The organism is Microbacterium sp. bgisy207 (assembly GCF_057706855.1).
In genome coordinates, this window is record NZ_JBYIPB010000002.1 from 176,697 (window position 1) to 201,362 (window position 24,666).

The 24,666-nt window shown below is 68.5% G+C and carries 22 protein-coding genes; 11 read left to right on the plus strand and 11 right to left on the minus strand.

Annotated elements, in window-relative coordinates; genetic code table 11:
* Positions 1 to 50: 50 nt before the first annotated feature.
* The 4 genes from pstB to AC3ENO_RS02535 all read right to left on the minus strand — a co-directional run bounded on the left by pstB (position 51) and on the right by AC3ENO_RS02535 (position 4,130).
* Positions 51 to 830 carry a phosphate ABC transporter ATP-binding protein PstB gene (gene pstB, locus AC3ENO_RS02520; protein WP_434969034.1) on the minus strand — a complete coding sequence of 260 codons (780 nt, stop codon included), beginning with the start codon at positions 828 to 830 and terminating at the stop codon, positions 51 to 53.
* 17 nt (positions 831 to 847) lie between these two features.
* Positions 848 to 1,939 carry a phosphate ABC transporter permease PstA gene (gene pstA / locus AC3ENO_RS02525; RefSeq protein WP_434969036.1) on the minus strand — a complete coding sequence of 364 codons (1,092 nt, stop codon included), beginning with the start codon at positions 1,937 to 1,939 and terminating at the stop codon, positions 848 to 850.
* Complete coding sequence (gene pstC, locus AC3ENO_RS02530) at positions 1,939 to 2,901, minus strand: phosphate ABC transporter permease subunit PstC (protein ID WP_434969038.1); 963 nt, start codon at positions 2,899 to 2,901, stop codon at positions 1,939 to 1,941. The genes pstA and pstC overlap by 1 nt, the downstream gene beginning before the upstream one ends.
* Before the next feature lie 128 nt (positions 2,902 to 3,029).
* On the minus strand, positions 3,030 to 4,130 hold the full coding sequence (locus tag AC3ENO_RS02535) for a phosphate ABC transporter substrate-binding protein PstS (protein WP_434969039.1): 1,101 nt from the start codon (positions 4,128 to 4,130) through the stop codon (positions 3,030 to 3,032).
* 175 nt (positions 4,131 to 4,305) lie between these two features.
* Between AC3ENO_RS02535 and AC3ENO_RS02540 the strand changes: the two genes are divergently transcribed.
* Positions 4,306 to 8,325, plus strand: a complete 4,020-nt coding sequence (locus AC3ENO_RS02540; RefSeq protein ID WP_434969040.1) for a Pls/PosA family non-ribosomal peptide synthetase — start codon at positions 4,306 to 4,308, stop codon at positions 8,323 to 8,325.
* Positions 8,322 to 9,773 (plus strand): M1 family metallopeptidase, encoded by a 1,452-nt coding sequence (locus tag AC3ENO_RS02545; RefSeq protein ID WP_434969041.1) that lies wholly within the window; start codon positions 8,322 to 8,324, stop codon positions 9,771 to 9,773. Before AC3ENO_RS02540 ends, AC3ENO_RS02545 begins: the two co-directional genes overlap by 4 nt.
* On the opposite strand, the gene AC3ENO_RS02550 is transcribed toward AC3ENO_RS02545, so the two are convergent.
* The 4 genes from AC3ENO_RS02550 to AC3ENO_RS02565 form a co-directional block, all read right to left on the minus strand.
* Positions 9,770 to 10,324 carry a 4'-phosphopantetheinyl transferase family protein gene (locus tag AC3ENO_RS02550; protein ID WP_434969042.1) on the minus strand — a complete coding sequence of 185 codons (555 nt, stop codon included), beginning with the start codon at positions 10,322 to 10,324 and terminating at the stop codon, positions 9,770 to 9,772. The two genes, AC3ENO_RS02545 and AC3ENO_RS02550, sit on opposite strands and share 4 nt — an antisense overlap.
* Complete coding sequence (locus AC3ENO_RS02555) at positions 10,321 to 11,259, minus strand: NUDIX hydrolase (RefSeq protein ID WP_434969149.1); 939 nt, start codon at positions 11,257 to 11,259, stop codon at positions 10,321 to 10,323. Before AC3ENO_RS02555 ends, AC3ENO_RS02550 begins: the two co-directional genes overlap by 4 nt.
* A gap of 29 nt (positions 11,260 to 11,288) precedes the next feature.
* Positions 11,289 to 13,454 carry an RNA degradosome polyphosphate kinase gene (locus AC3ENO_RS02560; protein WP_434969043.1) on the minus strand — a complete coding sequence of 722 codons (2,166 nt, stop codon included), beginning with the start codon at positions 13,452 to 13,454 and terminating at the stop codon, positions 11,289 to 11,291.
* A 78-nt stretch (positions 13,455 to 13,532) separates the two neighbouring features.
* Positions 13,533 to 14,228 (minus strand): response regulator transcription factor, encoded by a 696-nt coding sequence (locus AC3ENO_RS02565; RefSeq protein ID WP_434969044.1) that lies wholly within the window; start codon positions 14,226 to 14,228, stop codon positions 13,533 to 13,535.
* 79 nt (positions 14,229 to 14,307) lie between these two features.
* Between AC3ENO_RS02565 and AC3ENO_RS02570 the strand changes: the two genes are divergently transcribed.
* From AC3ENO_RS02570 to AC3ENO_RS02585, 4 genes are all read left to right on the plus strand, one after another.
* The gene (locus AC3ENO_RS02570) at positions 14,308 to 14,616 is read left to right on the plus strand and encodes a hypothetical protein (RefSeq protein ID WP_434969045.1); all 309 of its coding nucleotides are present in this window, start codon (positions 14,308 to 14,310) and stop codon (positions 14,614 to 14,616) included.
* A gap of 151 nt (positions 14,617 to 14,767) precedes the next feature.
* Entirely contained in the window at positions 14,768 to 15,376 is a 609-nt protein-coding gene (locus AC3ENO_RS02575) for a heme-binding beta-barrel domain-containing protein (protein WP_434969046.1), read from the plus strand.
* Positions 15,376 to 16,488, plus strand: coding sequence for a CAF17-like 4Fe-4S cluster assembly/insertion protein YgfZ (gene ygfZ / locus AC3ENO_RS02580; RefSeq protein ID WP_434969047.1), 1,113 nt, complete (start codon positions 15,376 to 15,378; stop codon positions 16,486 to 16,488). The genes AC3ENO_RS02575 and ygfZ overlap by 1 nt, the downstream gene beginning before the upstream one ends.
* Positions 16,489 to 16,498: 10 nt before the next feature.
* Positions 16,499 to 17,644: an FUSC family protein gene (locus AC3ENO_RS02585; protein ID WP_434969048.1), complete on the plus strand. Its 1,146-nt coding sequence runs from the start codon at positions 16,499 to 16,501 to the stop codon at positions 17,642 to 17,644.
* 33 nt (positions 17,645 to 17,677) lie between these two features.
* On the opposite strand, the gene AC3ENO_RS02590 is transcribed toward AC3ENO_RS02585, so the two are convergent.
* Positions 17,678 to 18,499, minus strand: a complete 822-nt coding sequence (locus tag AC3ENO_RS02590) for a class I SAM-dependent methyltransferase (protein WP_434969049.1) — start codon at positions 18,497 to 18,499, stop codon at positions 17,678 to 17,680.
* A 93-nt stretch (positions 18,500 to 18,592) separates the two neighbouring features.
* On the opposite strand from AC3ENO_RS02590, the gene AC3ENO_RS02595 reads away from it, so the two are divergent.
* Positions 18,593 to 19,342 (plus strand): phosphoglyceromutase, encoded by a 750-nt coding sequence (locus AC3ENO_RS02595; RefSeq protein WP_434969050.1) that lies wholly within the window; start codon positions 18,593 to 18,595, stop codon positions 19,340 to 19,342.
* A gap of 69 nt (positions 19,343 to 19,411) precedes the next feature.
* On the opposite strand, the gene phoU is transcribed toward AC3ENO_RS02595, so the two are convergent.
* Entirely contained in the window at positions 19,412 to 20,083 is a 672-nt protein-coding gene (gene phoU / locus AC3ENO_RS02600; RefSeq protein ID WP_434969052.1) for a phosphate signaling complex protein PhoU, read from the minus strand.
* Positions 20,084 to 20,249: 166 nt separating this feature from the next.
* On the opposite strand from phoU, the gene AC3ENO_RS02605 reads away from it, so the two are divergent.
* Together AC3ENO_RS02605 and AC3ENO_RS02610 are read left to right on the plus strand one after the other, a co-directional pair.
* Entirely contained in the window at positions 20,250 to 21,530 is a 1,281-nt protein-coding gene (locus AC3ENO_RS02605) for a sensor histidine kinase (RefSeq protein ID WP_434969053.1), read from the plus strand.
* Positions 21,527 to 22,210: a response regulator gene (locus AC3ENO_RS02610; RefSeq protein ID WP_434969054.1), complete on the plus strand. Its 684-nt coding sequence runs from the start codon at positions 21,527 to 21,529 to the stop codon at positions 22,208 to 22,210. The genes AC3ENO_RS02605 and AC3ENO_RS02610 overlap by 4 nt, the downstream gene beginning before the upstream one ends.
* Before the next feature lie 69 nt (positions 22,211 to 22,279).
* Here AC3ENO_RS02610 and AC3ENO_RS02615 read toward each other — a convergent pair whose 3' ends face one another.
* Positions 22,280 to 22,744, minus strand: a complete 465-nt coding sequence (locus tag AC3ENO_RS02615; protein ID WP_434969055.1) for a DNA modification methylase — start codon at positions 22,742 to 22,744, stop codon at positions 22,280 to 22,282.
* Positions 22,745 to 22,911: 167 nt separating this feature from the next.
* On the opposite strand from AC3ENO_RS02615, the gene AC3ENO_RS02620 reads away from it, so the two are divergent.
* Both AC3ENO_RS02620 and ispD read left to right on the plus strand, forming a co-directional pair.
* Positions 22,912 to 23,394 carry a CarD family transcriptional regulator gene (locus tag AC3ENO_RS02620; protein ID WP_195692045.1) on the plus strand — a complete coding sequence of 161 codons (483 nt, stop codon included), beginning with the start codon at positions 22,912 to 22,914 and terminating at the stop codon, positions 23,392 to 23,394.
* A 45-nt stretch (positions 23,395 to 23,439) separates the two neighbouring features.
* A complete protein-coding gene (gene ispD, locus AC3ENO_RS02625) occupies positions 23,440 to 24,642 on the plus strand; it encodes a 2-C-methyl-D-erythritol 4-phosphate cytidylyltransferase (RefSeq protein WP_434969056.1) in 1,203 nt (400 codons plus the stop codon).
* The last annotated feature ends 24 nt before the right edge of the window (positions 24,643 to 24,666 follow it).

Below are 24,666 nucleotides of genomic sequence, written 5' to 3' on the forward strand. Positions count from 1 at the left end.
AGAGAGGGGGCGCGGCCTGATCGCCACGCCCCCTCATCCAAAACGGATGCTTACCCGAAGCGGCCCGAGACGTAGTCCTCGGTGTCCTTGACCTTCGGGCGCGTGAAGATCGTCGTGGTCTCGTCGTACTCGATGAGCTTGCCCGGCTTGCCGGTCCCGGCGATGTTGAAGAACGCCGTCTTGTCCGACACGCGCGAGGCCTGCTGCATGTTGTGGGTCACGATCACGATCGTGTACTCGCTCTTGAGTTCCTCGATCAGGTCCTCGATGGCAAGGGTCGAGATCGGGTCGAGCGCCGAGCACGGCTCATCCATCAGCAGCACGTCGGGCTCGACGGCGATGGCGCGGGCAATGCACAGGCGTTGCTGCTGACCGCCCGAGAGGCCCGAACCCGGGCGGTCGAGGCGATCCTTGACCTCGTTCCAGAGGTTCGCGCCCTGCAGCGACTTCTCGACGAGCGCGTCCTGGTCGCTCTTGGACATGCGCTGGTTGTTGAGCTTGACGCCGGCGAGCACGTTCTCACGGATCGACATCGTCGGGAACGGGTTGGGGCGCTGGAAGACCATGCCCACCTGACGCCGCACAAGCACGGGGTCGACGCCGGGGCCGTAAAGGTTGTCTCCGTCGATGAGCACTTCGCCCTCGACCCGGGCGCCGGGGATCACCTCGTGCATCCGGTTGAGCGTGCGAAGGAAGGTCGACTTGCCGCAGCCGGAGGGGCCGATGAAGGCCGTCACCGAGCGGGGTTCGATCGCGAGCGAGACGCCTTCGACGGCGAGGAAGTTGCCGTAGTAGACGTTGAGGTCGTTGACATCGATGCGCTTGGACACGGATATTTCCTTCGGGTTCAGCGACCGGTCTTGGGCGCGAAGAACTTCGCGACAAGGCGGGCGGCGAGGTTGAGCACCATGACGATGAGGATCAGGGTCAAGGCCCCGGCCCAGGCGCGGGCGATAGCCGAGTCGGGGCTGGTGCCTTGGTTGGCGTACTGGTTGTAGACGAACACCGGGAGGGTCATCATGTTCCCGTCCCAGATGTTCCAGTTCATGCTCTGGGTGAAGCCTGCCGTCAGCAGCAGCGGAGCGGTCTCACCGATGACGCGGGCGATGGCGAGCATGATTCCGGTCGTGATACCGGCGATGGATGTCGGGAGCACGACCTTCGCGATGGTGAGCCACTTGGGCACACCGAGCGCGTAGGACGCCTCGCGTAGTTCGTTCGGGACGAGGCGCAGCATCTCCTCGGAGGAGCGTACGACGACCGGGATCATGAGCACGCTCAGCGCGATGGCACCCTCGAAGCCCGACGAATATCCCGCGCCGAAGAAGATCACGAACACCGCGTAGGCGAACAGACCCGCGACGATCGACGGGATGCCGGTCATGACGTCGACGAAGAAGGTGATGGCCCGAGCGAGCTTGCCGCCGTTGCCGTACTCGACCAGGTAGATCGAGGTCATCAGGCCGATCGGCACCGAGATGATCGTCGCGGTCAGCGTGATCAGGAGCGTACCGACGATCGCGTGGGCAGCGCCGCCGCCGGCGCCGACGACATTTCGCATGGACTCGCTGAAGAAGGCGATGTCGAAGCGAGCGAGACCGTTGACCAGGACCGTGAACAGCAGCGATACCAGCGGCAGCAGGGCGACGATGAACGCTGCCGAGACGACCGCGGTGACGAACCTGTCGGTCGCATTACGGCGTCCCTCGACGATGGATGCGACCACGAAGATGAGCACCGCGTAGAGGACTGCGCCGAGGAAGACGGTTGCGACGATGTTGAAGTTCGCGATCGGCTGGCCGAGGTTGACGAGGAAGAAGACCAGGCCCATGACCAGCCAGGAGCCGAGGAGCAGGAGCCAGCTGGTTCCCTTGGGAAGCCGCCCGTTCGCGAAGTGGTTCGCGGTGGGACGGGACTCGGTAGCAGTAGCGGTGGTCATCAGTTGGCTCCCGAGAATTCAGCGCGGCGGTTGACTATCCAGCGAGCGATCGCGTTGACGGCGAAGGTGACCACGAACAGGACCAGACCGGTCGCGATCAGGACGCTGATTCCCGTGCCGTAGGCCTCAGGGAAGCTGAGCGCGATGTTGGCGGGGATCGTGGTCGGGTTGGTTGCTGTCAGCAGCTCGAAGGTGACCACGCCCGACACCGAGAGGACCATCGTCACGGCCATCGTTTCACCGAGCGCTCGACCCAGAGCGAGCATCGCCGCCGACACCATTCCGCCGCGGGCGAAGGGCAGCACGGCCATCTTGATCATCTCCCACCGCGTCGCGCCGAGCGCGAGGGCTGCCTCTTCGTGGAGGACCGGGGTCTGCAGGAACACCTCGCGAGAAATCGCGGTCATGATCGGAAGGACCATGATCGCCAGGACGAGCGCCGCCGTGAGGATGGTGCGTCCCGTGGCCGAGACCTGGCCGCTGAAGAGCGGGAACCATCCGAGGTAGGTGTTCAGCCAGACGTAGAACGGCTGGACGAAGCCGGCGAGGACGAGGCCGCCCCAGAGGCCGAAGACCACCGAGGGGACGGCGGCGAGAAGATCGATGATGTAGCCGAGGACCGCGGCCGCGCGCCGCGGCGCGTAGTGGGAGATGAACAGGGCGATTCCGATCGCCACCGGCGCTGCCATGACCAGCGCGAGAATCGACGACCAGATCGTGCCGAAGATGAGCGGCCAGACGTACTCGAGGAACGATGTGCCCTTGAGGATCGGGTTCTCGTCAGCGGGGGTCGTGAATGCGGGAACGCTCTCGGCGATGAGGAAGACGGTGACCGCCGCGAGCACGACCAGGATGGTGATCCCGGCGCCCAGTGCCGTCCCCGAGAAGATCACATCCCCGGGTCTCTTGCGGGCTGTGATCTTTGTCGCGGTTACCGGCCCCGCGTCCGTGCTCGTCGCCATGTACGTGTCCTTCGTGTCGAGTCCGGGTCAGGCTCAGCGAGGATTCCGGGAGGTCCGGCCCCCTTGCTCAGCCTGCCCGGTTCGGTCCATCCGTGAATGTACCGAACCGGGCAGTCGCGGGGAAGAGATCAGCCGATCAGTGCGATCGCAGCGTCGACCTGCTCACGCAGCGACTCGGAGATCGGAGCCGAACCGGCGTTCTCGGCAGCGGCGTCCTGACCCTCGGGGCTGGCGACGTAGGTGAAGTACGCCGACACGAGCTCGGCGGTGTTCGCGTCTTCGTACTCGATGCAGCCGATCAGGTAGCTGATGAGGGCGATGGGGTAGACCCCGGCCTCTTCGGTCGCGTAGTCGATCTCGATCGAGAGGTCACCCTCGCCGCGGCCCTCGACGAACGGCGACGCGTCGACGATCGCCGCAGCAGCCTCAGCCGAGTAGGGGACGAACTCGCCGCCGACACCGACGGAGACGGTGCCCAGGCCGGAGACCTGCGAGGAGTCGGCGTAGGTGATGGTTCCGTTGCCGCTCTTGGTCGCGTCGACGACACCCGAGGTGCCCTGCGCAGCCTCGCCGCCCTCGATCGGCCACACGCCGTCGGCCTCGTAGGTCCACACGGTCGGTGCGGCCTGCGAGAGGTAGTCGGTGAACGTCTCGGTGGTGCCCGAGTCGTCCGAGCGGTGAACCGGCGAGATCGCCAGGTCGGGGAGCTCGACCCCCTCGTTGAGGCTCGCGATGGCCTCGTCGTTCCAGTTGGTGATCGTGCCCGCGAAGATGCCCGCGATGACGTCGGGGGTCATGTTCAGCGAGTCGATGCCCTCGAGGTTGAACGCGACGGCGATCGGGGCGATGTAGATCGGCAGCTGGACGATGCCGGCCTCACCGTCGTTCGCGCACGCGGCGAAGGAGCCCGCGAGCTCCTCGTCGTTGAACGAGCGGTCCGAACCGATGAACTGGCTGGCGCCGGCGACGAAGTTCTCGCGGCCCGTGCCCGAACCGGTGGGCTCGTAGTTGACGGTGACGTCGGGGTTCGCCGTCTGGAAGCCGGCAACCCACGCCTCCTGAGCGGCGGTCTGCGCGGACGAACCCGTGCCGCCGATCGTCCCGGAAAGAGTGGACTCCATCGGCTCTTCGGTCGAGCCGCCGCTGGACTCGTTGGTGGCGCAGCCGGCGAGTGCGAGAGTGGCGACAGCTGCGACAGCGCCCAGCTGGGCGAAGCGGTTGATCTTCACTGTGAATCCTTCACTGTGTCAGGTTTTCGTGAGTGGCCCGGTGCAGGGCACGCAGGCGACGCTAGACAGCGACTCTTAAGGGTTCGGTTGGTAGAGGTGAACACGAGGTAAACGGGCTCAGGCGGTCTGCGGTGTGTGCGGCTCACGCGGCCATGGTCGCGGGTACCGTCGTACGGTGACCCACGACCAGTCGAGCGTCCTCGATCGAGCCGCCCTCGCCTCCTCGCCGCGGACTCTCATCGACGTCCTCCAGGAGACAGTGCGCCGCCACCCCGAGGCCTCCGCGATCGATGACGGTGCCGGCGCCGCCCTGAGCTATCGCGAGCTCGCAGCGCGGGTCGCCCTCACCGCCTCGCGCCTTGCCTCGGCGGGCGTGGGGCATGGGGACCGCGTCGGCATTCGCATGACCTCGGGAACCAAGGAGCTGTACATCGCGATCCTCGGGGTCATGGCCGCGGGCGCCGCGTACGTGCCCGTCGACGCCGATGACACCGAGGAACGCGCCGCGCTCGTGTTCGGAGAGGCGGGTGTCAGAGGTGTCATCACGGGTCGGGGGCTCTACTCCCCGGCTCACGGCGCGCCCGGTGACGATCCGGCCGAACCGTCGGATGTGACAGCCGAGATCCCGCGCGTGGACGAGACGGATGACGCCGACGACGCGGGAGATGAGGACCTCTTCGCCGGCGATGCCCCCGCCGGCCACACACGCGCGCTCGACATCCTGCGGCAGCCCGAGCCCGACGACGATGCGTGGATCATCTTCACCTCGGGCTCGACGGGAGTCCCGAAGGGCGTGGCGGTCACGCATCGCTGCGCGGCGGCGTTCGTGGATGCCGAAAGCCGTCTCTTTCTCCAGGACGAGCCGCTCGGCACCGCCGACCGGGTGCTCGCCGGGCTTTCGGTGGCCTTCGACGCATCCTGCGAAGAGATGTGGCTCGCGTGGGCGCACGGAGCCTGCCTCGTTCCCGCTCCGCGATCGCTCGTGCGGTCGGGAGTCGATCTCGCGAACTGGCTTGCGCGGCAGGGAATCACCGTGATCTCGACGGTGCCCACTCTCGCAGCGATGTGGCCGAGCGCGACGATCGACAACGTCCGCCTGTTGATCTTCGGCGGCGAAGCCGTGCCACCCGAGTTGGGCACGCGTCTTGCGGCGGAGGGCCGCGAGGTCTGGAACACGTACGGCCCTACCGAGGCGACGGTCGTCTCGTGCGCGGCGCCGTTGGTGCCCGATGCTCCCGTCCGGATCGGGCTTCCCCTGGAGGGATGGGCGCTCGCGGTCGTCGATGCGGGCGGCACCCCGGTCGCGGAGGGGGAGAGCGGCGAGCTCATCATCGGCGGGGTGGGGCTCGCTCGCTACCTCGACCCGGTGAAGGATGCCGAGAAGTACGCGCCGATGCCGACCCTCGGGTGGGAGCGCGCCTACCGCTCGGGAGACCTCGTCCGCTACGAACCCGAGGGTCTCGTCTTCCTCGGACGTGCCGACGACCAGGTCAAGATCGGCGGACGCCGCATCGAACTGGGCGAGGTCGAGGCTGCTCTCCAGGATCTTCCCGGGGTGACCGCGGCGACGGCAGCCGTGCGGACCTCGGACGCCGGGAACCCCGTCCTGGTCGGCTACATCGTGGTGGACGAGCCCGACGGTTTCGATCGTGCGGCGGCACGGGCCGCTCTGGTCGAGCGGTTGCCGGCCGGCATCATGCCGCTGTTCGCGCTGCTGCCCGATCTGCCCGCGCGCACCTCGGGCAAAGTCGATCGTGCCGCGCTGCCGTGGCCGGTTCCCGGCGCCGAGCAGCCGGTCGCGGGTCTGTCCACGAACGAGGCATGGCTTGCCGAGCAGTGGCAGGCGGTGCTGGGCTTTCCCGCCGATGACCGCAGCTCGGATTTCTTCGATCTCGGCGGCGGATCCCTTGCGGCGGCGCAGCTGGCATCGCGGGTGCGCGTGCGGCTTCCGGAGTTCACCGTCGCCGACATCTACGACATGCCGCGGCTCGGGGCGATGGCTTCCCTGCTTCCCGACACGGATGCCGACGACGGGGCCTCGGCGGGCGAGTACCGTCGGTCGCTCCCGACGCCTGCCACGACCGGGATCGTGCAGACCCTCCTGGGTGTGCCGCTGTTCATCCTGTCGGGCATCCGGTGGCTGCTCTACCTGCTCACCGCCGGCATGCTCCTGCAGCTCACGGGAGGTTTCGAGTTCCTCCCGGACGTCCCGTGGTGGGTGCTCGCGGCGGGACTGGTCGTGTTCGCGACGCCGTTCGGTCGCATGGCGATCGCGGTCGGCGCGGCCCGGGCACTGCTTGCCGGGCTCCAGCCCGGGGACTACCCGCGTGGCGGCAGCATCCACCTCCGCCTCTGGCTCGCAGAGCAGATCGCCGACCAGGTCGACGCCGTCGGACTCGTCGGCGCGCCGTGGGTGACCTATTACGCGCGAGCCCTCGGCGCGTCCATCGGCCGCGATGTCCACATGCACACGCTGCCTCCGATCACGGGGATGCTGCAGGTCGGCGACAATGCGGCGATCGACCCCGAGGTCGACCTCAGCGGCATGTGGGTCGACGGCGACACGGTGCGGGTGGGGGGCATCCGGATCGATGCGGATGCCGTGATCGGCGCCCGCAGCACGCTCGCCCCGGGCACCAAGATCGGGCAGCGCGCCCGCGTCGCTCCCGGCTCCGCCGTGTTCGGCCGGGTCAAGCCCGACCAGGCGTGGGCCGGTTCGCCCGCCGTGCGCGTGGGCGAGCCGGCGGCCGACTGGCCTCCCGGACGCGCGCCGGCTCCGCACCGCTGGCTCTGGGCCTACATCGTCTCGGCCCTCGCACTCGCGCTGCTGCCGATCGTCGCCTTCGCTGCCGGTGGTGGCCTGATGGCCCTCGCGATGCGGAACGCGGCGACGCTCGGTGAGGCGGCGCTCATCGGTCTCGCGTGGCTCGTGCCCGGCATCCTGACGGCGGGCGTGGTGTTCGCGGGCACCGTCGTGCTCGCGGTACGGCTGCTCTCGCTCGGTCTTCGTGAGGGGTCCTACCCGGTGCGCAGCCGGCTCGGCTGGCAGGTCTGGACGACCGAGCGCCTTCTCGACTCGGCACGGACGGTGCTGTTCCCGCTCTATTCGAGCCTGTTCACCCCCGTCTGGCTCCGAATGCTGGGGGCCTCGGTCGGGCGCAACGTGGAGGCCTCGACGGTGCTGCTGATTCCCGCGATGACGACGATCGAGGATGGCGCGTTCCTCGCCGATGACACGATGGTCGCCTCCTACGAGCTCGGTGGCGGGTGGATGCGGGTCGATCGCGTGAAGATCGGCAAGCGTGCGTTCGTGGGCAACTCCGGGATGGTGGCACCGGGCCACCGCGTTCCCAAGGACGGCCTCATCGCGGTGCTGTCGGCGGCGCCGGCGAAAGCGAAGGCGGGGTCGTCGTGGCTCGGGTCGCCGGCGGTGCGTCTGCGGCGTGTCGCCGCGACCGTCGACGAGTCGCGCACGTACGAGCCGCCCGCGGCGCTTCGCGTGGCTCGCAGTCTGTGGGAGCTGCTGCGGATCGTCCCGGTGCTGGTGACCGGACTGATCGGGTTCGCGGTGATGATGTGTCTGGCTGCCCTCTGGCAGGCGATCGGCCCTTGGTGGACGGTGGTGCTCTCGGGGATCGTCATGCTCGCTGCCGGCGCAGCGGCGGCAGCTGCCACGACCGCGGCCAAGTGGCTCCTGGTGGGCCCCATCCGCGCCGGCGAGCATCCGCTGTGGTCGAGCTTCGTGTGGCGCACCGAGGTGGTCGATACGTTCACGGAGATGGTGGCAGCGCCATGGTTCGCTCGGGCGGCATCCGGAACCCCGGCGCTGACGGTGTGGCTGCGTTCGCTCGGCGCACGGGTCGGACGCGGGGTATGGTGCGAGTCGTACTGGCTGCCCGAGCCCGATCTGGTGCATCTGGGGGATGGATCCACCGTCAATCGGGGCTGCGTCGTGCAGACGCACCTCTTCCATGATCGGATCATGAGTATGGATGCCGTGGTACTCGAACCCGGTGCGACTCTCGGGCCGCACTCTGTGATCCTCCCCGCGGCCACGATCGGTGCGCACGCGACCGTGGGACCCGCTTCCCTCGTCATGCGGGGCGAGACCGTCCCGGTCGGTTCGCGGTGGAGCGGGAACCCGATCGGTCCGTGGCGTGCAGTCAAGATCCGCGCTTACGCGGCGGCGCCGTGAGCTCGGGTATCGGGAGTCGCGATGGCTCCACCGCGGACGGCTCCGCCCCGGCGGATGCCCGCGCCCATGACTCCTACACGCCTCAGAGCGGCGATCCGTCCTTCGACGTCGACGCGTATGACCTGGATCTGACCTACCGGGTCCGCACGAATCGGCTCGAGGCCCGCGCGACCTTGCGCATCCGCCTGCTCGCCGCGACCTCCTCGATCGCGCTCGACCTGATCGGTCTTCGCGTCAGCCGGGTGCGGATCGAGGGGCAGCGACGCACCGCGCACACACAGGGTCCGCGCAAGCTGCGGGTCACGCTGCCGCGCACGATGCAGCCGGGGGAGACGGCGACCCTCACGATCGAATACGCGGGCGCACCCGCTCCCCGACGGTCGCGTTGGGGGGCGATCGGGTGGGAAGAGCTCACGGAGGGTGCGCTCGTCGCTTCTCAGCCGATCGGGGCGCCCACGTGGTTCCCGTGCAACGATCGTCCCGGCAATCGGGCGAGATACCGTATCCGGGTCACGACGGATGCCGAGTACACGGCCGTCGCAACCGGGGTGCTGCAGTCCCGGACTCGCTCGGGCGGGCAGGTCACGGCCGAGTATGTGATCGGCGTTCCTGCGGCGACATATCTGGTCGCCGTGTACGTCGGGCGGTTCGAGTCCCTCCGACTCGACGATCGCATCGTGGTAGCCGCGCCCGCCTCGTTGCGTGCGGACGTGAAGCGCGCCCTCGATCCCGTACCTCGCATGATGGCGGCCTTCGAAGAGCGGTTCGGGCCGTACCCGCAGGATGACTGCACGATCGTTGTGACCTCGGACCCCCTGGAGATCCCCCTCGAGGCGCAGGGAACAGCCGTGTTCGGCTCGAACCACCTCGATCCCGCTTCCGAGCGCCTCGTCGCTCACGAGCTGGCCCACCAGTGGTTCGGCAACAGCGTCGGCGTCGCGCAGTGGCGCGACATCTGGCTCAACGAGGGCTTCGCGTGCTACGCGGAGTGGTTGTGGTTCGAAGCGGCCGGGGTCGAATCCGCCGATGCCGCTGCGCGACGGGCGCACGCGAAGCTCGCGGGTCTCGCTCAAGACCTCGTGATCAGCGATCCCGGCGCTGACCTGATGTTCGATGACCGTCTGTACAAGCGGGGGGCGCTGGCCCTTCACGCCGCGCGACTGACGATCGGCGATGACCCGTTCTTCGACCTCCTTCGAGGCTGGGGGGCCGCGTACGCTCACGAGTGCGTGACCACCGAGGATTTTCGGCGCTTCGCCTCCCACAGCGGGCACGACCTCGAAGGACTGTGGGATGCCTGGCTCGACGCCCGCCCGCTGCCCGACCTGCCCGCTCGCGCCCGGACGGCGCGTGCCCGGACCGCGGCGAAGTCCGCACCGAAGGCGGCATCCAAGAGCTCCGCGAAAGCGTCCTCCAAGCGCGCGTCGAAGAAGAAGTCCAGCCGCTAGTCGCGCGCGATCGCGGCACTCACGAACACCCCGGGCGGTCCGGCAAGGTCCCAGCCCGCGATGGTGCCTCCGTGCCCGGGGACATGGGCGTGCCACGCGCCCATGTCGGCGGCTGACGCGTCGGTGCCACCGCCCCGTCCTCGCGTGACACGCACCGTTCCGGGTTCCACGCGAAGCCCCCGACGGTCGGCCTTGAGCGCGGCCTCCACCCGCACCCAGTCCCGCACTGTCGCAGATCCCGCGCCCAGGACGCCCGCAAGGCCCGCGCGTTCGCGCCGCTCATCGTCCTCGGGTTCGGCATCCACCCCCACGGCGCCGGCATGCGACGGGACGACAGCCACCAGCGCCCACCCGCCCGCATAGGTGACGCTCGCCGTCACCGCGGCGCCCTCGATCCGGACCGGGCCGTGGTCGCCGCCGCACCGGGGGCACGGATTCGATATCCGGATGCCGGGATTGCCGACGACCTCGCGAAGCAGTCGCCATGCGACCTTGCGCCGGTCATCACCGGCACTGACGGCGGCCCACCCGAGCCGGATGAGCCCGCTCACGCGGGAGGCTGATGCGTCTCGATCGCGACGATCCCCGAGCCCGGGTTGTCGGTGGACAGGTGAACGACGGAGAAGCCCGCCGTCGACAGTGCGGAGGCGTTGCCCAGGTGCGAACCCATGAGCGACCCCGTGGCCATCGCGAGCTCCTCGATGATCTCGGGAAGCACCGGACCGTGGCTGCACAGCACGGCGGGCTTGCGGGCCCGAACGCGTTGGCCCACGATGGTGCGCGCGTCGCTGGACCCCTCCTCCCACGCGTCCTGACTGATCAGAGGCGAGTAGTCGACGCGGCGCCCGAGCGCTGCCGACAGGGGGCCGACGGTCTTCACGCACCGCACCGCAGGGCTCGAGACGATGCGGCGCACACCGAAGGCCAGCAGCGGACCGACGAGAGCGTTGGCCTGCTTGCGTCCGCGCGGTGCCAGCGGGCGCGAGGCATCCGTCCCGTCCCACTCATCGGCGGGAACGGCCTTCGCGTGGCGCAGCGCGATGACGGGGAACGTGCGCAGCACATCCTTGTCGCGGATCTCGAGGAACTTGTCCAGGATCTCGATGTCGACGGGGTAGCTGAGCTTCGCGCGCGCCTTCTTCACCGAGACCCACTCCAGCGCGGCGATCTCTTTGTTGGGGACGAACGACGACGCTTTGATGGCGGCATCCGTCGCCTCGGCCGCCCAGTAGTGCACGACCTTCTCGCGCTTGGAGGGCATGTGGTAGGTCGAGATCCCCACGGGAACGCCCAGCGACACCCGGATGCCGGTCTCTTCGTGGATCTCCCGCACAGCGGTTTCGGCGAGCGTCTCGCCCGGGTCGACCTTGCCCTTGGGGAGGGTGACGTCGCGGTACTGCGTGCGGTGGATGAGCAGAATGCGCAGTTTTCCCTCGACAATGCGCCACAGCACGCCGCCGGCAGCGTAGACGGTGTTCTCGGCCATCGTGGGGTCGGGGACGGTGAGAGCGGCGGTCATCGCGTGGCACGCGCCCGTCGTCTGCTCTGCACATCCGTCATCGTCTGGTCCTGCAGGTCGACGAGCTGGTTGCCGTGCTCGTCGAGGTGGTGGCGCACCCATGTGCCGGTGCCGTCGAGCCACCAGGAACTGGTCGTGTCGCTCATCGCCAGGTCGAACAGCGTCATCAACTGGGCCAGGTGCCCGGGATCGGTCACCCGCACGAGTGCTTCGACTCGGCGGTCGAGGTTGCGGTGCATCATGTCGGCGCTGCCGATGTAGATCTGTTCGTCGCCTTCGTTGAGGAAGGCGAAGATGCGCGAGTGCTCGAGGTAGCGGCCGAGGATGCTGCGCACGGTGATGTTCTCGCTCAGGCCGGGCACGCCGGGCTTGATGGAGCAGATGCCGCGGACCCAGATCTCGACGGGGACTCCGGCCTGGCTGGCGCGGTAGAGGGCATCGATGATCTGCTCGTCGACCATCGAGTTGACCTTGATGCGGATGCGGGCGGGTTTGCCCTCGATCGCGTTGCGGCGTTCGGACTCGATGAGCCGCAGCAGTCCTTTGCGCAGGTGGAGCGGCGCGACCAGCAGGCGCTTGAACTTCTTCTCGATCGCATAGCCGGACAGTTCGTTGAACAGGCGGGTCAGATCGCGCCCGACCTGCTCGTCGGCGGTGAACAGGCCGAAGTCTTCGTAGATGCGGCTCGTCTTGGGGTTGTAGTTGCCGGTTCCGATGTGGCAGTAGCTGCGCAGTGTGCCTTCCTCTTCACGGATGACGAGCGCGAGCTTGCAGTGCGTCTTGAGTCCGACCAGACCGTAGACGACGTGAACACCGGCTTTCTCGAGCTTGCGCGCCCACACGATGTTCGCGGCCTCGTCGAAACGGGCCTTCACCTCGACGAGGGCGAGCACCTGCTTGCCCGCTTCGGCGGCGTCGATCAGCGACTGGATGATGGGACTGTCGCCCGAGGTTCGGTACAGCGTCTGCTTGATCGCGAGGACCTGAGGGTCCTTTGCCGCCTGATCGAGGAAGGCCTGCACGCTCGTCGCGAACGACTCGTACGGGTGGTGCACCAGGACGTCTGCGGTGCGAATCGCGCTGAAGATGTCGGAACGCTCGGTGTTGTCGCCGGGCTGGAACGCGAGTGCGGTCGTCGGCAGGTGGGGCTTGTACTTCAGCTCCGGGCGGTTGAGGCGGTTCAGACCGAACAGCCCCCGCAGATCGAGCGGCCCGGGGATGCGGTAGACCTCCTGCTCGGTGATGTCGAGTTCGCTGATGAGGAGCTTGAGTGTCAGCTCATCCATGTCCTCGGTGACCTCGAGGCGGATCGGCGGGCCGAAGCGGCGCCGCATGAGCTCGGCTTCGAGGGCCTGGATGAGGTTCTCGGTCTCGTCCTCTTCGATGACCATGTCCTCGTTGCGGGTGAGGCGGAAGGCGTGGTGGTCCAGGACTTCCATACCCGGGAAGAGGTCACCGAGGTGGTTGGCGATGAGGTCTTCCAGCGCGAGATAGCGGACGCGTTCGCCGTCCCGCGAGATCTCGACGAACCGCGGCAGCATCGGCGGAACCTTCAGACGCGCGAACTCCTGCCGCCCCGTCCTGGCGTTGCGGATCCGGATCGCGAGGTTGAGCGAGAGACCGGATATGTAGGGGAACGGGTGGGCCGGGTCGACAGCCAACGGCATCAGGACGGGGAAGACCTGCTCGTGGAAGTACTCGTAGAGTCTTGTGCGCTCGTCGTAGCCGAGCGACGCGAACGAGACGAACTCGACCCCGGCATCCGCCAGCGCGGGCGCCACGAGGCGGCTCCAGGCATCCGCGTGGCGCAGTTGCAGACGGTGCGCTTCGGCGGAGATGTCGGCGAGTGCGTCTTGGGGGGAGGTGCCGATGTTCGTCGGCACGGCCAGTCCCGTGACGATGCGGCGCTTGAGACCTGCCACACGGACCATGAAGAACTCGTCGAGATTGCTCGCGAAGATCGCCAGGAAGTTCGCGCGCTCCAGCGGCGGTAGCCGGGGATCCTCGGCCAGCTCGAGCACCCGCTGGTTGAAGGCGAGCCAGCTCAGCTCACGGTCGAGGAAACGGTCGCTGGGCAGGAGATCGTCGTCTGCCACCGCGGTGTCGAAGTCGTCGTCATCCTCGTCGCCGAGCCCGGTGTCGAGAACCTCGTGGTCGATCATGGGTCCATCCTGTCAGCGCTAGGTGACTCTCGCGTGAACAGATTCGCCAGGGGTGCAGCTGCCGCCCGGACCGCGCCGTCACGCCTCCGCGCGTTCGCGCGCCGGCGGGGCATCGTCCTCATACACGTTGAACCGATACCCGACGTTGCGGACAGTGCCGATCAGCTGCTCCAGGTCGCCGAGTTTGGCGCGCAAGCGCCGGACATGGACATCGACGGTGCGAGTGCCCCCGAAATAGTCGTACCCCCACACTTCGCTCAGCAGCTGTTCGCGGGTGAAGACCCGTGACGGGTGGGTCGCGAAGAAGTGCAGGAGCTGGAACTCCTTGTACGTGAGGTCCAGCGGGCGGCCATGGACTTTGGCCGAGTACGAAGACTCGTCGATCGTGATGCCCGAGGTCTGGATGCGCGTGGAGACCTGCTCCTTCGCCATCCGCCCGACGGCGAGTCGGACCCGCGCGTCGACCTCGGCCGGGCCTGCCGTCACGAGGATCACGTCGTCGACACCCCAGTCGGGGGAGACCGCAGTCAGTCCGCCCTCCGTGACGATGAGGATGAGCGGGACATCCAGGCCGGTCGTCCCCAGGATCTTGCAGAGCGATTTCGCTCCGACGAGGTCGGTGCGCGCATCCACGAACACGATGTCGGCGTGAGGGGCGTTCACCAACTGCGCCGGCTCCGCGGGGATCTGACGCGTGCGGTGGCTCAGGAGCTCGAGCGCGGGCAGGGCCGGGCCGCCGCCGGGGGCGGAACTCAGAACCAATAGCTGTGCCACGCTGACATCCTCCCGGTGCCGGAGGCGCACCGCGCCCCTCAGTTTAGGGCGTCACCCCGCCATGGGAGACAATAGGGCCATGGGAGACAATAGGGCGATGGACCTCCCACCGCTTGCTCCCCGCCGCGCGTTCGGCGGGATCGTCGCCGTGTGGGCGGCAGCTGCAGTTGCCGGCACGATCATCGGGTTCCTCGTCCCCGCCGAATGGCGTATCGCCTGGCTCGGTGTGGCGTTGGGGCTGTGCCTCGTGCTGGCGTTCGCCGTGCAGCTGGCCTACGGGCGCTCACAGGCCTTCGTCGAGCGGGTCGCGCTGAGCACTCTCGGTGCCGCGATCGTGCTCGGCGTCATCAGCCTCGGTTTCGGACTCGCCTCGATCGTCCCCCGATGACCGGATAGCGATTCCGGGATAGAGTGGCCCCATGGACCTCGTAGCGCTCGAACTCTTCTTCGTGGGCCTGCTTGCGCTCGCGTCGCTGGCGATCGTGTTCGTCTCGGGTGTCGTCGTGAAGAACCTGTACCGCGGCCAGCGCTGACGCGCCGTGATCGATCTTCCCACCGACCTCCCTGCCGAACTCGCCCCCCTCGCGTGGCTCGTCGGTGTCTGGGAGGGAACCGGTGTCATCGACTATGAGGCCGACGGCACCCACTTCACGGGTGAGTTCCGCCACCGGGTGAGCTTCAGCCATGACGGTGGCGACCACCTCAACTACTCGGCCCAGGCCTGGCTGTCAGACCCCGACGATCCCGCCGCCGCGACGCCGCTGGTCAGTGAGATCGGCTACTGGCGGCTCGCGATCGCCGCGACGGATGCTGTCGCCGGCCCCGGCCTGCTTCCGGCGATCAGTGCACCCTCGCCGCTGACGGTCGACGACGTCGAGGCGCTGCGCACACCCGAGGGTGGATTCGAGATCGAGGTCTCGCTCGTCCACTCGGACGGCGTCTGCGAGCTGTACCTCGGACAGATTCGAGGTCCCCGCATCGACATCGCCACCGACGCCGTCATCCGGACCGCGTCGGCCAAACCCTACTCCGCCGCGACTCGCATGTACGGACTGGTCGAGGGGCACCTCCTCTGGGCCTGGGACATCGCGGCGCTCGGCAGCGCTCTCGCCTCGCACGCGTCGGCGCGACTCGCGAAGGCCGACTGATGGCCTCCCCCTTCCACGCGGTGCCCGGAGCGGTCGTCGAGGACGGCATTCTGAGGCACCTCGGCAACCCGCTCGTCGAGCAGCGCCGACTGATGCGCGGCGAGGCCGTCGCCCCCCTCGAGGACCGCGCCGTCGTCGCCGTCACGGGCCCAGACCGGCTGGCGTGGCTCGACTCGATCACCTCCCAAGCTGTCGGCAGCCTCCTGCCGGGCCAGAGCAGCGAACTGCTCATCCTGGACCCGCACGGACACGTCGAGCACGCGGCGGGAATCGTCGACGACGGCGAGACGGCGTGGCTGCTGGCAGACGCCGCCGATGCCGACGCGCTCGCGACCTGGCTCACTCGGATGCGGTTCCGGATGCGTGTCGAGATCCGCCGCGCCGAGGATGTCGTCGTCGTCGGCGCCAGCGCACTCGAGTCGGCCGACCTCACTCCGATCTCACCCGCCGGTGTCCCGGTGGTGTGGCGCGACCCGTGGCCGGGCGTGTCCCTCGGTGGGCACGGGTACGCGGCCGGCGAGCATCCGGGCACCGAGCGACGCTGGGTCGAGGTCCTCGTCGACACGTCCGAACGCGATCGGATCGCGCGTGCGGCGACGGCGGGAGAGCGCGCCCTCGCCGGCGCGATCGCCGTCGACGCTCTGCGCATCGCGGCGTGGCGCCCGCGCTGGGCGAGCGACGTCGACGAGCGGTCTCTGCCGCATGAGCTCGATTGGCTGCGAACCGCCGTGCACCTGAGCAAGGGGTGCTACCGCGGCCAGGAGACGGTCGCGAAGGTGCACAATCTCGGTCACCCACCGCGCCGTATCGTGGCGGTGCACCTGGACGGGGCACACAGCATCCTGCCCCCGCCTGGCTCCGAGGTTCGCGTCGACGGGGACACCGTGGGGGTGCTCACGTCCGTCGCGCTCCACGTCGAGGAGGGGCCGATCGGCCTCGCCGTCGTACGGCGCACAGCCCGGGACGGCGACGCGACCGTCGACACCGCCGAAGGCCCCGTGGCGGCGCGCCTGGAGACGATCGTGCCGCCCGAGGCGGGCGCCGCCGCCTCCGTGCCGCGCCTGCCCCGGCTCAGCCGTCGCGCGGCATCGTCGGGATCCTCGGCACAGTGAGTTCGGCGCCGTGAGTCCGGGGCAGGATCCGCGCGCGCCGCGGACGAATCCGCCCGATGAGACGGCGCCCCTGACCCTGCCGGTGCGCATCCGCTGGTGGAGTCGGTTCAGTCCCCGCCCCGGATGGACACGGCTGCGAGGATCGGCGATCGCGATCGTGCAGATCGTCGTGGCGGCAACGGGCGCCTATGCGTTCGCCGCCTATGTCCTCGGACACGACGCGCCGCTGCTGGCCGCGACGGTCACGGTCTCGAGCCTGGGATTGGTCCGAGACGCCCGCCCCCGTCGCGTCCTGGAGACCGTGATCGGCATGATCGTGGGCATCCTCGTCGCCGAAGTGCTGCTCATCATCGCCGGCACCGGGTGGTGGCAGCTCGGCCTCGCGCTGGCGGCAACGCTCGCGGTGGCGCGCTTTCTCTCCGCACAACCCGGATTCGCGATCGCGGCGGCCATCCAGTCCCTCATCGTCATGATCATCCCGACGAGTTCACCGATGCTGCGGCTGATCGATGGTGTCGTGGGTGGCATCGCGGCGCTGCTGGTGACGGCGCTGATCCCGCGCAGCCCGCAACGCACCGAGGTCGCGTCCGGCGAACTGCTGTTCACCCGATTCCAGAGCGCCACCGAGACCATCATCCGCGCTCTTCGCCGGGGCGACCGAGTCCGCGCCCAGCGAGGACTCGAGAAGGCTCGGGCCCTCCAGGCCGACATCGACGACTGGCGGTTGACCCTCGAGTCCGGCATCGCGATCGCCCGGATCTCGCCGTTCCTGCGGTCGCAGCGCCACGAGATCGCCCGCCACCAGCGGATCTGCCAGTCGATGGATTTCGCGTGCCGCAACCTGCGCGTCATCGCGCGGCGCACCGTGTACCTCGTCGACGACCGCCAGCCCCGAGCCGTCGGCGCCGACCTGCTGGCCGATCTCAGCCGGGGCGCAGACCTCATCGCGCAGTCGTTGCGGGACATCTCGCTCGAACCCGTTGCGCGCGAGACACTCCGCTCCGTTGCCGTGCGACTGGATCCCGCGGCCGTCCTTCCCGACGCGACGCTGGGCGATCAGAACCTGATCGCCGCGCTGCGCCCGCTCGCTGTGGATCTGCTCACCGCCGCGGGAATGCCGGGAGAGGACGCCTCCCACGCCGTGCCGCGCATCTGACGGCGAGGCGGTCATCGCGCCTTCCGCGACCAGTCACCGCGGGGCGACAGCTGTCCACGGCACGGTGACTTCCCCCAATCGCCAGCGATGCCGCGCGGGAAGCATCCAGCCGGCATCCTGCATCGCCTGCAGACTTGCCTGCCAGCGCTGCACGGGGGAGAAGGTCGCGAGGGGCGCGGCGCGCTCCCATTCCCGCGAGAGCCCGGCGAGGAACGCGTGCACGGGTTCCCCGGGCACGTTGCGATGGATGAGGGCCTTCGGCAGGCGTTCGGCGGCGACCGCCGGAGACACGAGCCCCGTGAGGCGCAGCGAGATCGTGAAGGAGCGGGGAGCGGCATCCGGCCCCACCACGACCCACGTCATGACCCGTCCGATCTCATCGCAGGTCCCCTCGACGAGCAGGCCCTCGGGCTCGAGCCGGCTCGCCATGCGCTCCCACGCGTCACCGACCTCGCCCTCGTCGTACTGCCGCAGCACATTGAGTGCCCGGATCACGGTCGGTCGCCGCGGCGCGGGGATCTCGAACCCGCCGCGCGCGAACGATACCCGCAGGCCCGGATCGAACGCGGTGGCTCCCGCGCGGACAGCCGCCAGTTGCTCGCGCGCCCGCGCGACGCGCTCTGGATCGATCTCCACGCCCACGACCTCGACATCCGGCCGGGCCTGGGAAAGCCGCGTCGCCAGTTCGAACGTCGTGACACCGTTCGCGCCGTACCCGAGATCGACCACAAGAGGTTCGGGTGCGCGGCGCAGCACCGGATGCCGGGCGATCCACCGATCCACCCGCCGCAGCCGGTTCGTTCCGGTGGTTCCGCGCGTGGGCCGGCCGGTCGGTGCGGAACGTGGGGCGGACACGCCCCCATGATGCCAGCGGATCGGCGCCGGTGGTGGGCATTCACGGCCCGCCCCGCAACCTCCGCGACACCCTGCCTGGCTATCATGAGGGCCATGACCGAGCCATACACGCTGATCCTTCTCCGACACGGCCAGAGCGAGTGGAACGAGCTCAATCTCTTCACCGGATGGGTCGATGTGCGGCTCACCGAGAAGGGCCGGGCTGAGGCGCGCCGCGGCGGTGAGCTGATGGCCGAGCACGGCATCCTCCCGGACGTCCTGCACACCTCGCTGCTCAGCCGCGCCATTCAGACAGCCAATATCGCACTGGATGCCGCAGACCGCCTCTGGATCCCCGTCACGCGCACGTGGCGGCTCAACGAGCGCCACTACGGCGCGCTCCAGGGCAAGGACAAGGCGCAGACCCTTGAGGAGTTCGGGCCCGAGCAGTTCATGCTGTGGCGCCGTTCGTTCGATGTGCCGCCCCCGCCGCTGGACGATGACAGCGAGTTCAGCCAGGTCCACGACCCGCGTTACGCGGGGATCGACGGCGAAGTGCCGCGTACCGAGTCGCTCAAGCTCGTCATCGACCGGATGATGCCGTACTGGGAGAGCGATATCGCGGCGGATCTGCGGGCGGGCAAGACGGTGCTGGTGGCGGCACACGGCAACTCGCTTCGGGGCCTCGTCAAGCACCTCGACGGCATCAGCGATGCCGATATCGCAGAACTGAACATCCCCACCGGTATCCCGCTGGTGTACCGACTCGACGAGAACCTCACTCCACTCGGGCCGGGAGAGTACCTCGACCCGGAGGCTGCCGCCGCCGGCGCCGCCGCCGTCGCCGCGCAGGGCAAGAAGTAAGCCGGATCGGCCGGAAACGAGAAGAGCGGATGCCTCGCGCGAGACATCCGCTCTTCTGATGTTCCGGGGTTACTCTCCCGTGCTGGACCCGTCCCCGGCGTAGAACTCGCCGCCCTCGGCCAGGTACTGCACCTTCTTGGCGACGGAGACGGCGTGGTCGACGAAGCGCTCGTGGTAGCGGCTCGCGAGGGTCGCATCCACCGTCTGCGCGGGCTCGCCGGACCAGCTGTCGCTGAGGACCTTCTCGAAGACGCTGACGTGCAGGTCGTCGACCTGGTCGTCGATGTCGCGGATCTGGTCGGTGAGTGCGAGATCCTCGGTCCGCAGCAGTTCGGTGAGCTTGCGTGCCGCCTCGACATCGAGCTCCCCCATGCGCTGGAAGGTGGACTTCAGGCCCGACGGCACGGCGCGCTCGGGGAAGCGCAACCGGGTGAGCTGAGCGATGTGCTCGGCGATGTCGCCCATCCGCTCGAGCGACGCGCTGACACGAAGCGCCATGACGACGATCCGCAGGTCACGGGCCACCGGCTGCTGACGCGCCATGATCTCGATCGCGATCTCGTCCAGCTCGTGTGCCTTGTCGTCGATCTCGGCATCCGCGGCGATCACCTCTTCGGCAAGAGCGACGTCGCCGGTCTTGAACGCCGTCGTGGCCTTCTCGATAGCGGTCGTGACCATCCCGGAGATCTCGACGAGACGGTTCTGCACATCTTCGAGCGACTGGTGGAAGACTTCGCGCATTCCGATCCCTTTCGTGTGTTGTCGCCCGGCTGATGCCAGACGACCCGGCGATTCTCGCCACCGAAGGTTAACGGACAGTGCCGCCCCGGTGAATAGTGGCGCGCCCGGGGCGGGCCTCACGCGCCGCCCGCGAGGTCGTTGCTCGGGCCGCCCGTACGCTGTTCCCATGCAACCGGCGCAGATCGCTCTGCTCGGCCTCCTGGTCGGGCTGCTCATCGGCGCGGGGCTCGCGACCGTCATCCTGCTGGCCCTGCGTGCGCGCGAACGCGCTCAGTACGGGGCGGGAATGGATGTTCCCGAGGGCGCACGGGTCGTGCTGCAGGGCCTGGATGATCCGGCTGTCGTTCTCGACGCGTCCGGCGTCATCATCGCCGCGTCAGCATCGGCCGCGCCCTTCGAACTGCGCGAAGGAAGCATGCTGCCGACACCGGAGTTGCGCGGGGTGGCACGGCGGGTCAGCGATGCGGATGCCGCCTCCAACGCGACATTCCGCATCCGTCGCGGATCGGGTCCGGGGGAGTTGCGGTTGGTGACGGTGCGGGCCACGCCCCTCACGGCCCGGCTCACCCTCCTCGTGCTGCGAGACATCACCGAGAAGGAGCGCGTGGAGCAGATGCGTCGTGACTTCGTGTCCAACACGAGTCACGAGCTCAAGACCCCGGTCGGTGCGGTCAGCCTGCTGGCGGAGGCGATCGAATCCGCATCCGATGACCCCGCGCAGGTGCGGGTGTTCGCGGCCCGTCTGTCGGCCGAAGCGACCAGACTTGCCACGCTCACCTCTCGCATCATGAACCTCTCGCGGCTGCAGGCCGCGGACGAACTCAACGATGAGCGGGACGCGTCGATCGATGAGATCATCGCCTCGGCCATCGAAGCCCACACCGTCCAAGCCGATTCGGCGGGCGTTCAGTTGGTGCGCGGCGGCACACGAGGGATCTTCGTCCGAGGCGACGCACAGGTGCTCAGCGAAGCGGTCGGCAATCTCATCGCGAACGCGATCGCCTACTCACCGAAAGGCTCGAGCGTCGGAATCGGGGTCAAGGGGGCCGATGGAATCGTGGAGATCGCGGTCACCGATCGAGGTATCGGTATCGCCGAAGCCGATCAGGATCGCGTGTTCGAGCGGTTCTACCGAGCGGATCAGGCGCGCTCGCGTCGGACCGGGGGGACGGGCCTGGGCCTGGCGATCGTCAAGCATGCAGTGCAGCGCCACGGCGGCGACGTACGCTTGTGGTCGCGCGAGGGCCGTGGTTCGACGTTCACCATCAGGCTTCCCATGATCGCTTCGCCCCTCGACGAGCCGCCGCGCAAGCGCGCTCGAAAAGAGAAGAAGGTCAAGAAGAAGCAGAAGAAACTCATCGCGGCGGATGCCGCAGCGATGAGTGGTGTCACGGCTCACAGAACGAACGACGCCGCGGCCCAGAGGAAGAATGGAGACACCGCATGACTCGCGTCCTGCTCGTGGAGGACGAACCCGACCTCGCTGACCCGCTCGCGTACCTGCTCCGCCGTGAGGGTTACGAGGTCGAGATCGCCGAAGACGGACCGACCGCCCTCGCGTCATTCCGTGAGCTCGGCGCCGACATCGTGCTGCTGGATCTCATGCTCCCGGGGATGCCGGGTACGGAGGTGTGCCGTCAGCTCCGGGCATCGTCACCGGTCCCCATCATCATGCTGACGGCGAAGGACTCCGAGGTCGACATCGTCGTGGGTCTCGAGCTCGGAGCCGATGACTATGTGACCAAGCCCTACTCTGCTCGGGAGCTGCTGGCGCGCATGCGCGCCGTCCTGCGCAGACTGTCGACAGCCGAAGCCGACCTGGACGATCGGGTGCTCGAGGGCGGCCGGGTCACGCTCGACATCGATCGCCACACCGTCTCCGTCGATGGCAGCGAGATCAGCATGCCGCTGAAGGAATTCGAGCTCCTCGAGGTGCTCATGCGCAACGCCGGCCGGGTGCTGACCCGCGGCCAGCTCATCGACCGCGTGTGGGGCACCGACTATTTCGGCGACACGAAGACGTTGGATGTGCACATCAAGCGCATCCGATCGCGGATCGAGAAGAACCCGAGCGACCCCACGATGCTCGTCACCGTGCGCGGTCTCGGTTACCGCTTCGAATCCTGACACCGCGGCATCACGACACAGCGGCCCCGCTCTCACGGAGACGGGGCCGCTGTGTGTGCGCGGGGGAGTTCAGGGCGCGAAGGGCGCGAGGTATTCGAGGTCCCCGTTGAGGACCGGCACCGAGATCACCGAGGTGACCCCGTCGCCCGACTGGAACGAGGCTGTCAGTGTCGAGCCGGGGGCGGCGTTCAGGCCGCGGATGAAGAGCGGGTCGGCGTTCTCGCCCAGGCTCTTGACCGTGCCTGCCGGGACGATGATCTGCTCGGTGACGTCATCCGCGAAGTCGATGTGCAGTACGTAGGTCTCCGTCGTGTTGTTCACGATGGCGGCGATGAAGTTCCCCTCGGTCCCCTCGCTGTTGGCGACGATGAGGGCGTTGCGAACCAGCAGCGGCCCCGACTCGTCCGGGACGTTGGCGCCTTCGCCGGGCGTGTACTCGTACGTCGTGGCGTGCGCGGCGATGAGGCTGCACCCCGAGGTTCCGAGGACGAGAGCAGCGCCCACAACGAGCGACGCGATGAGGCGCGATTTCACGGATCCTCCTTGAGCGGATGACGGCTTCCCCATGCATTCTAGGGGTTGATGAGGGTGCGGCTTACGTCTCGCTGAAGCTGTACCGCCGCTGCGCGCACGAGTGGGTGGCGAACTCTAGCGTATGACGCCTGTGGTATTCTGGAGTTTGCCGAAAGGAACATAACTCCATGCTTTTTGAGGTTGGCGAGACGGTTGTCTACCCGCACCACGGGGCGGCAACGATCATCGAGGTCAAGGAACGCGTCATCAAGGGCGAGACCAAGAAGTACTTGAAACTCAACGTCACTCAAGGCGATCTGATCATCGAGGTCCCGGCAGAGAACGTCGATCTGGTCGGCGTCCGTGACGTGATCGGCAAGGACGGGCTCGAGCGCGTGTTCGATGTGCTGCGTGCGCCGTTCACGGAAGAGCCGACCAACTGGTCCCGTCGCTATAAGGCGAACCTCGAGAAGCTCGCTTCCGGCGATGTGATCAAGGTGAGCGAGGTCGTGCGCGACCTCTGGCGCCGCGACCAGGACCGCGGTCTGTCGGCAGGCGAGAAGCGGATGCTGGCCAAGGCCAAGCAGATTCTGATCTCGGAACTTGCGCTCGCCGAGAAGACCGACGAAGAGAAGGCCAGCGTCCTGCTCGACGAGGTTCTCGCTTCCTGAGCCGTCGCTCCTGCAGCGGTGCCCCCGCGCGGTAGCGTGGCATCCGTGAGTATCGTCCCGGTTCCCCGCGTCGCGGTCATCGTTGTCGCCGCAGGATCCGGAACACGGCTCGAGTCTGACGTTCCCAAGGCGTTCGTCGGTCTGGACGAGCACACGATTCTGAGGCATGCGCTGCGCGGAGTGTTCGACGCACCGTCCGCGCAGGTCATCGTGGTTGCGCCCGCCGGTCGTGAAGGCGACGCGCTGACCGATGCCCAGGAAGCCGCCGGCGATCGGCGCGACCTCGTGACGGTGGTCACCGGCGGATCCAGCAGACAGGCATCCGTCGCCGCCGGCATCGCGGCGCTGTGGGGCGATATCGAGTACGTCCTCGTGCACGACGCGGCGCGCGCCCTCACGCCGCCGGAGGTGTTCTCGCGGGTGACCGCAGCGCTCGAGGCGGGTGCGCCGGGTGTCGTTCCGGTCATGCCGGTCGTCGACACGATCCGGCAAATGGATGGTGACGCGATCGTGGGGGTGGTCGATCGGGCGAGCCTGCGTGCGGCGCAGACGCCGCAGGGCTTCGCCCGCGGCGTCCTGGAGCGCGCGTACGCTCTTGCCGACCAGGAGTACACCGATGACGCCGCTGTTCTTGCGGCGGCAGGTCACACCGTCACCACGGTCGCAGGCGACCCGGCGGCGTTCAAGATCACGACGCGCGCGGACCTCGAGCGCGCGCGGACCCTCGTCTCGCCCGTGCCGCACGTGACACTGCCCGCCGGGGATTCCCCGCTGTCGCCGCGCGTGGGCATCGGGACGGATGTGCACGCCTTCGGAGGGGAGGGGACGCTGTGGCTTGCCGGGCTCGAATGGCCTGGCGAGACCGCGCTGTCGGGGCACTCCGATGGCGACGCGGTGGCGCACGCGATCGTCGATGCCCTGCTGGCGGCGGCCGGCCTCGGTGACATCGGCACGCACTTCGGCACCGACCGGCCCGAGTACGACGGCGCGCACGCGGAGGCCTTCCTCGACCGCACGCTCGCGCTCCTCGCCGAGGCGGGGTTTCGCGTGGGGAACGTGTCCGTGCAGGTTCAGGCGCGCCGCCCACGCTTCGCGCCGCGGCGCGCCGAGGCCGAGGCTGCGCTGTCGCGGGCGCTCGGCGGTGCTCCCGTCTCGGTGTCGGCGACCACGACCGACGGGCTCGGATTCACCGGCTCGGGCGAGGGCGTCGCCGCGTACGCCGTCGCCATGGTCGTTCCCACGCGATAGGCGACGGCATCCACCGCGGCGCCG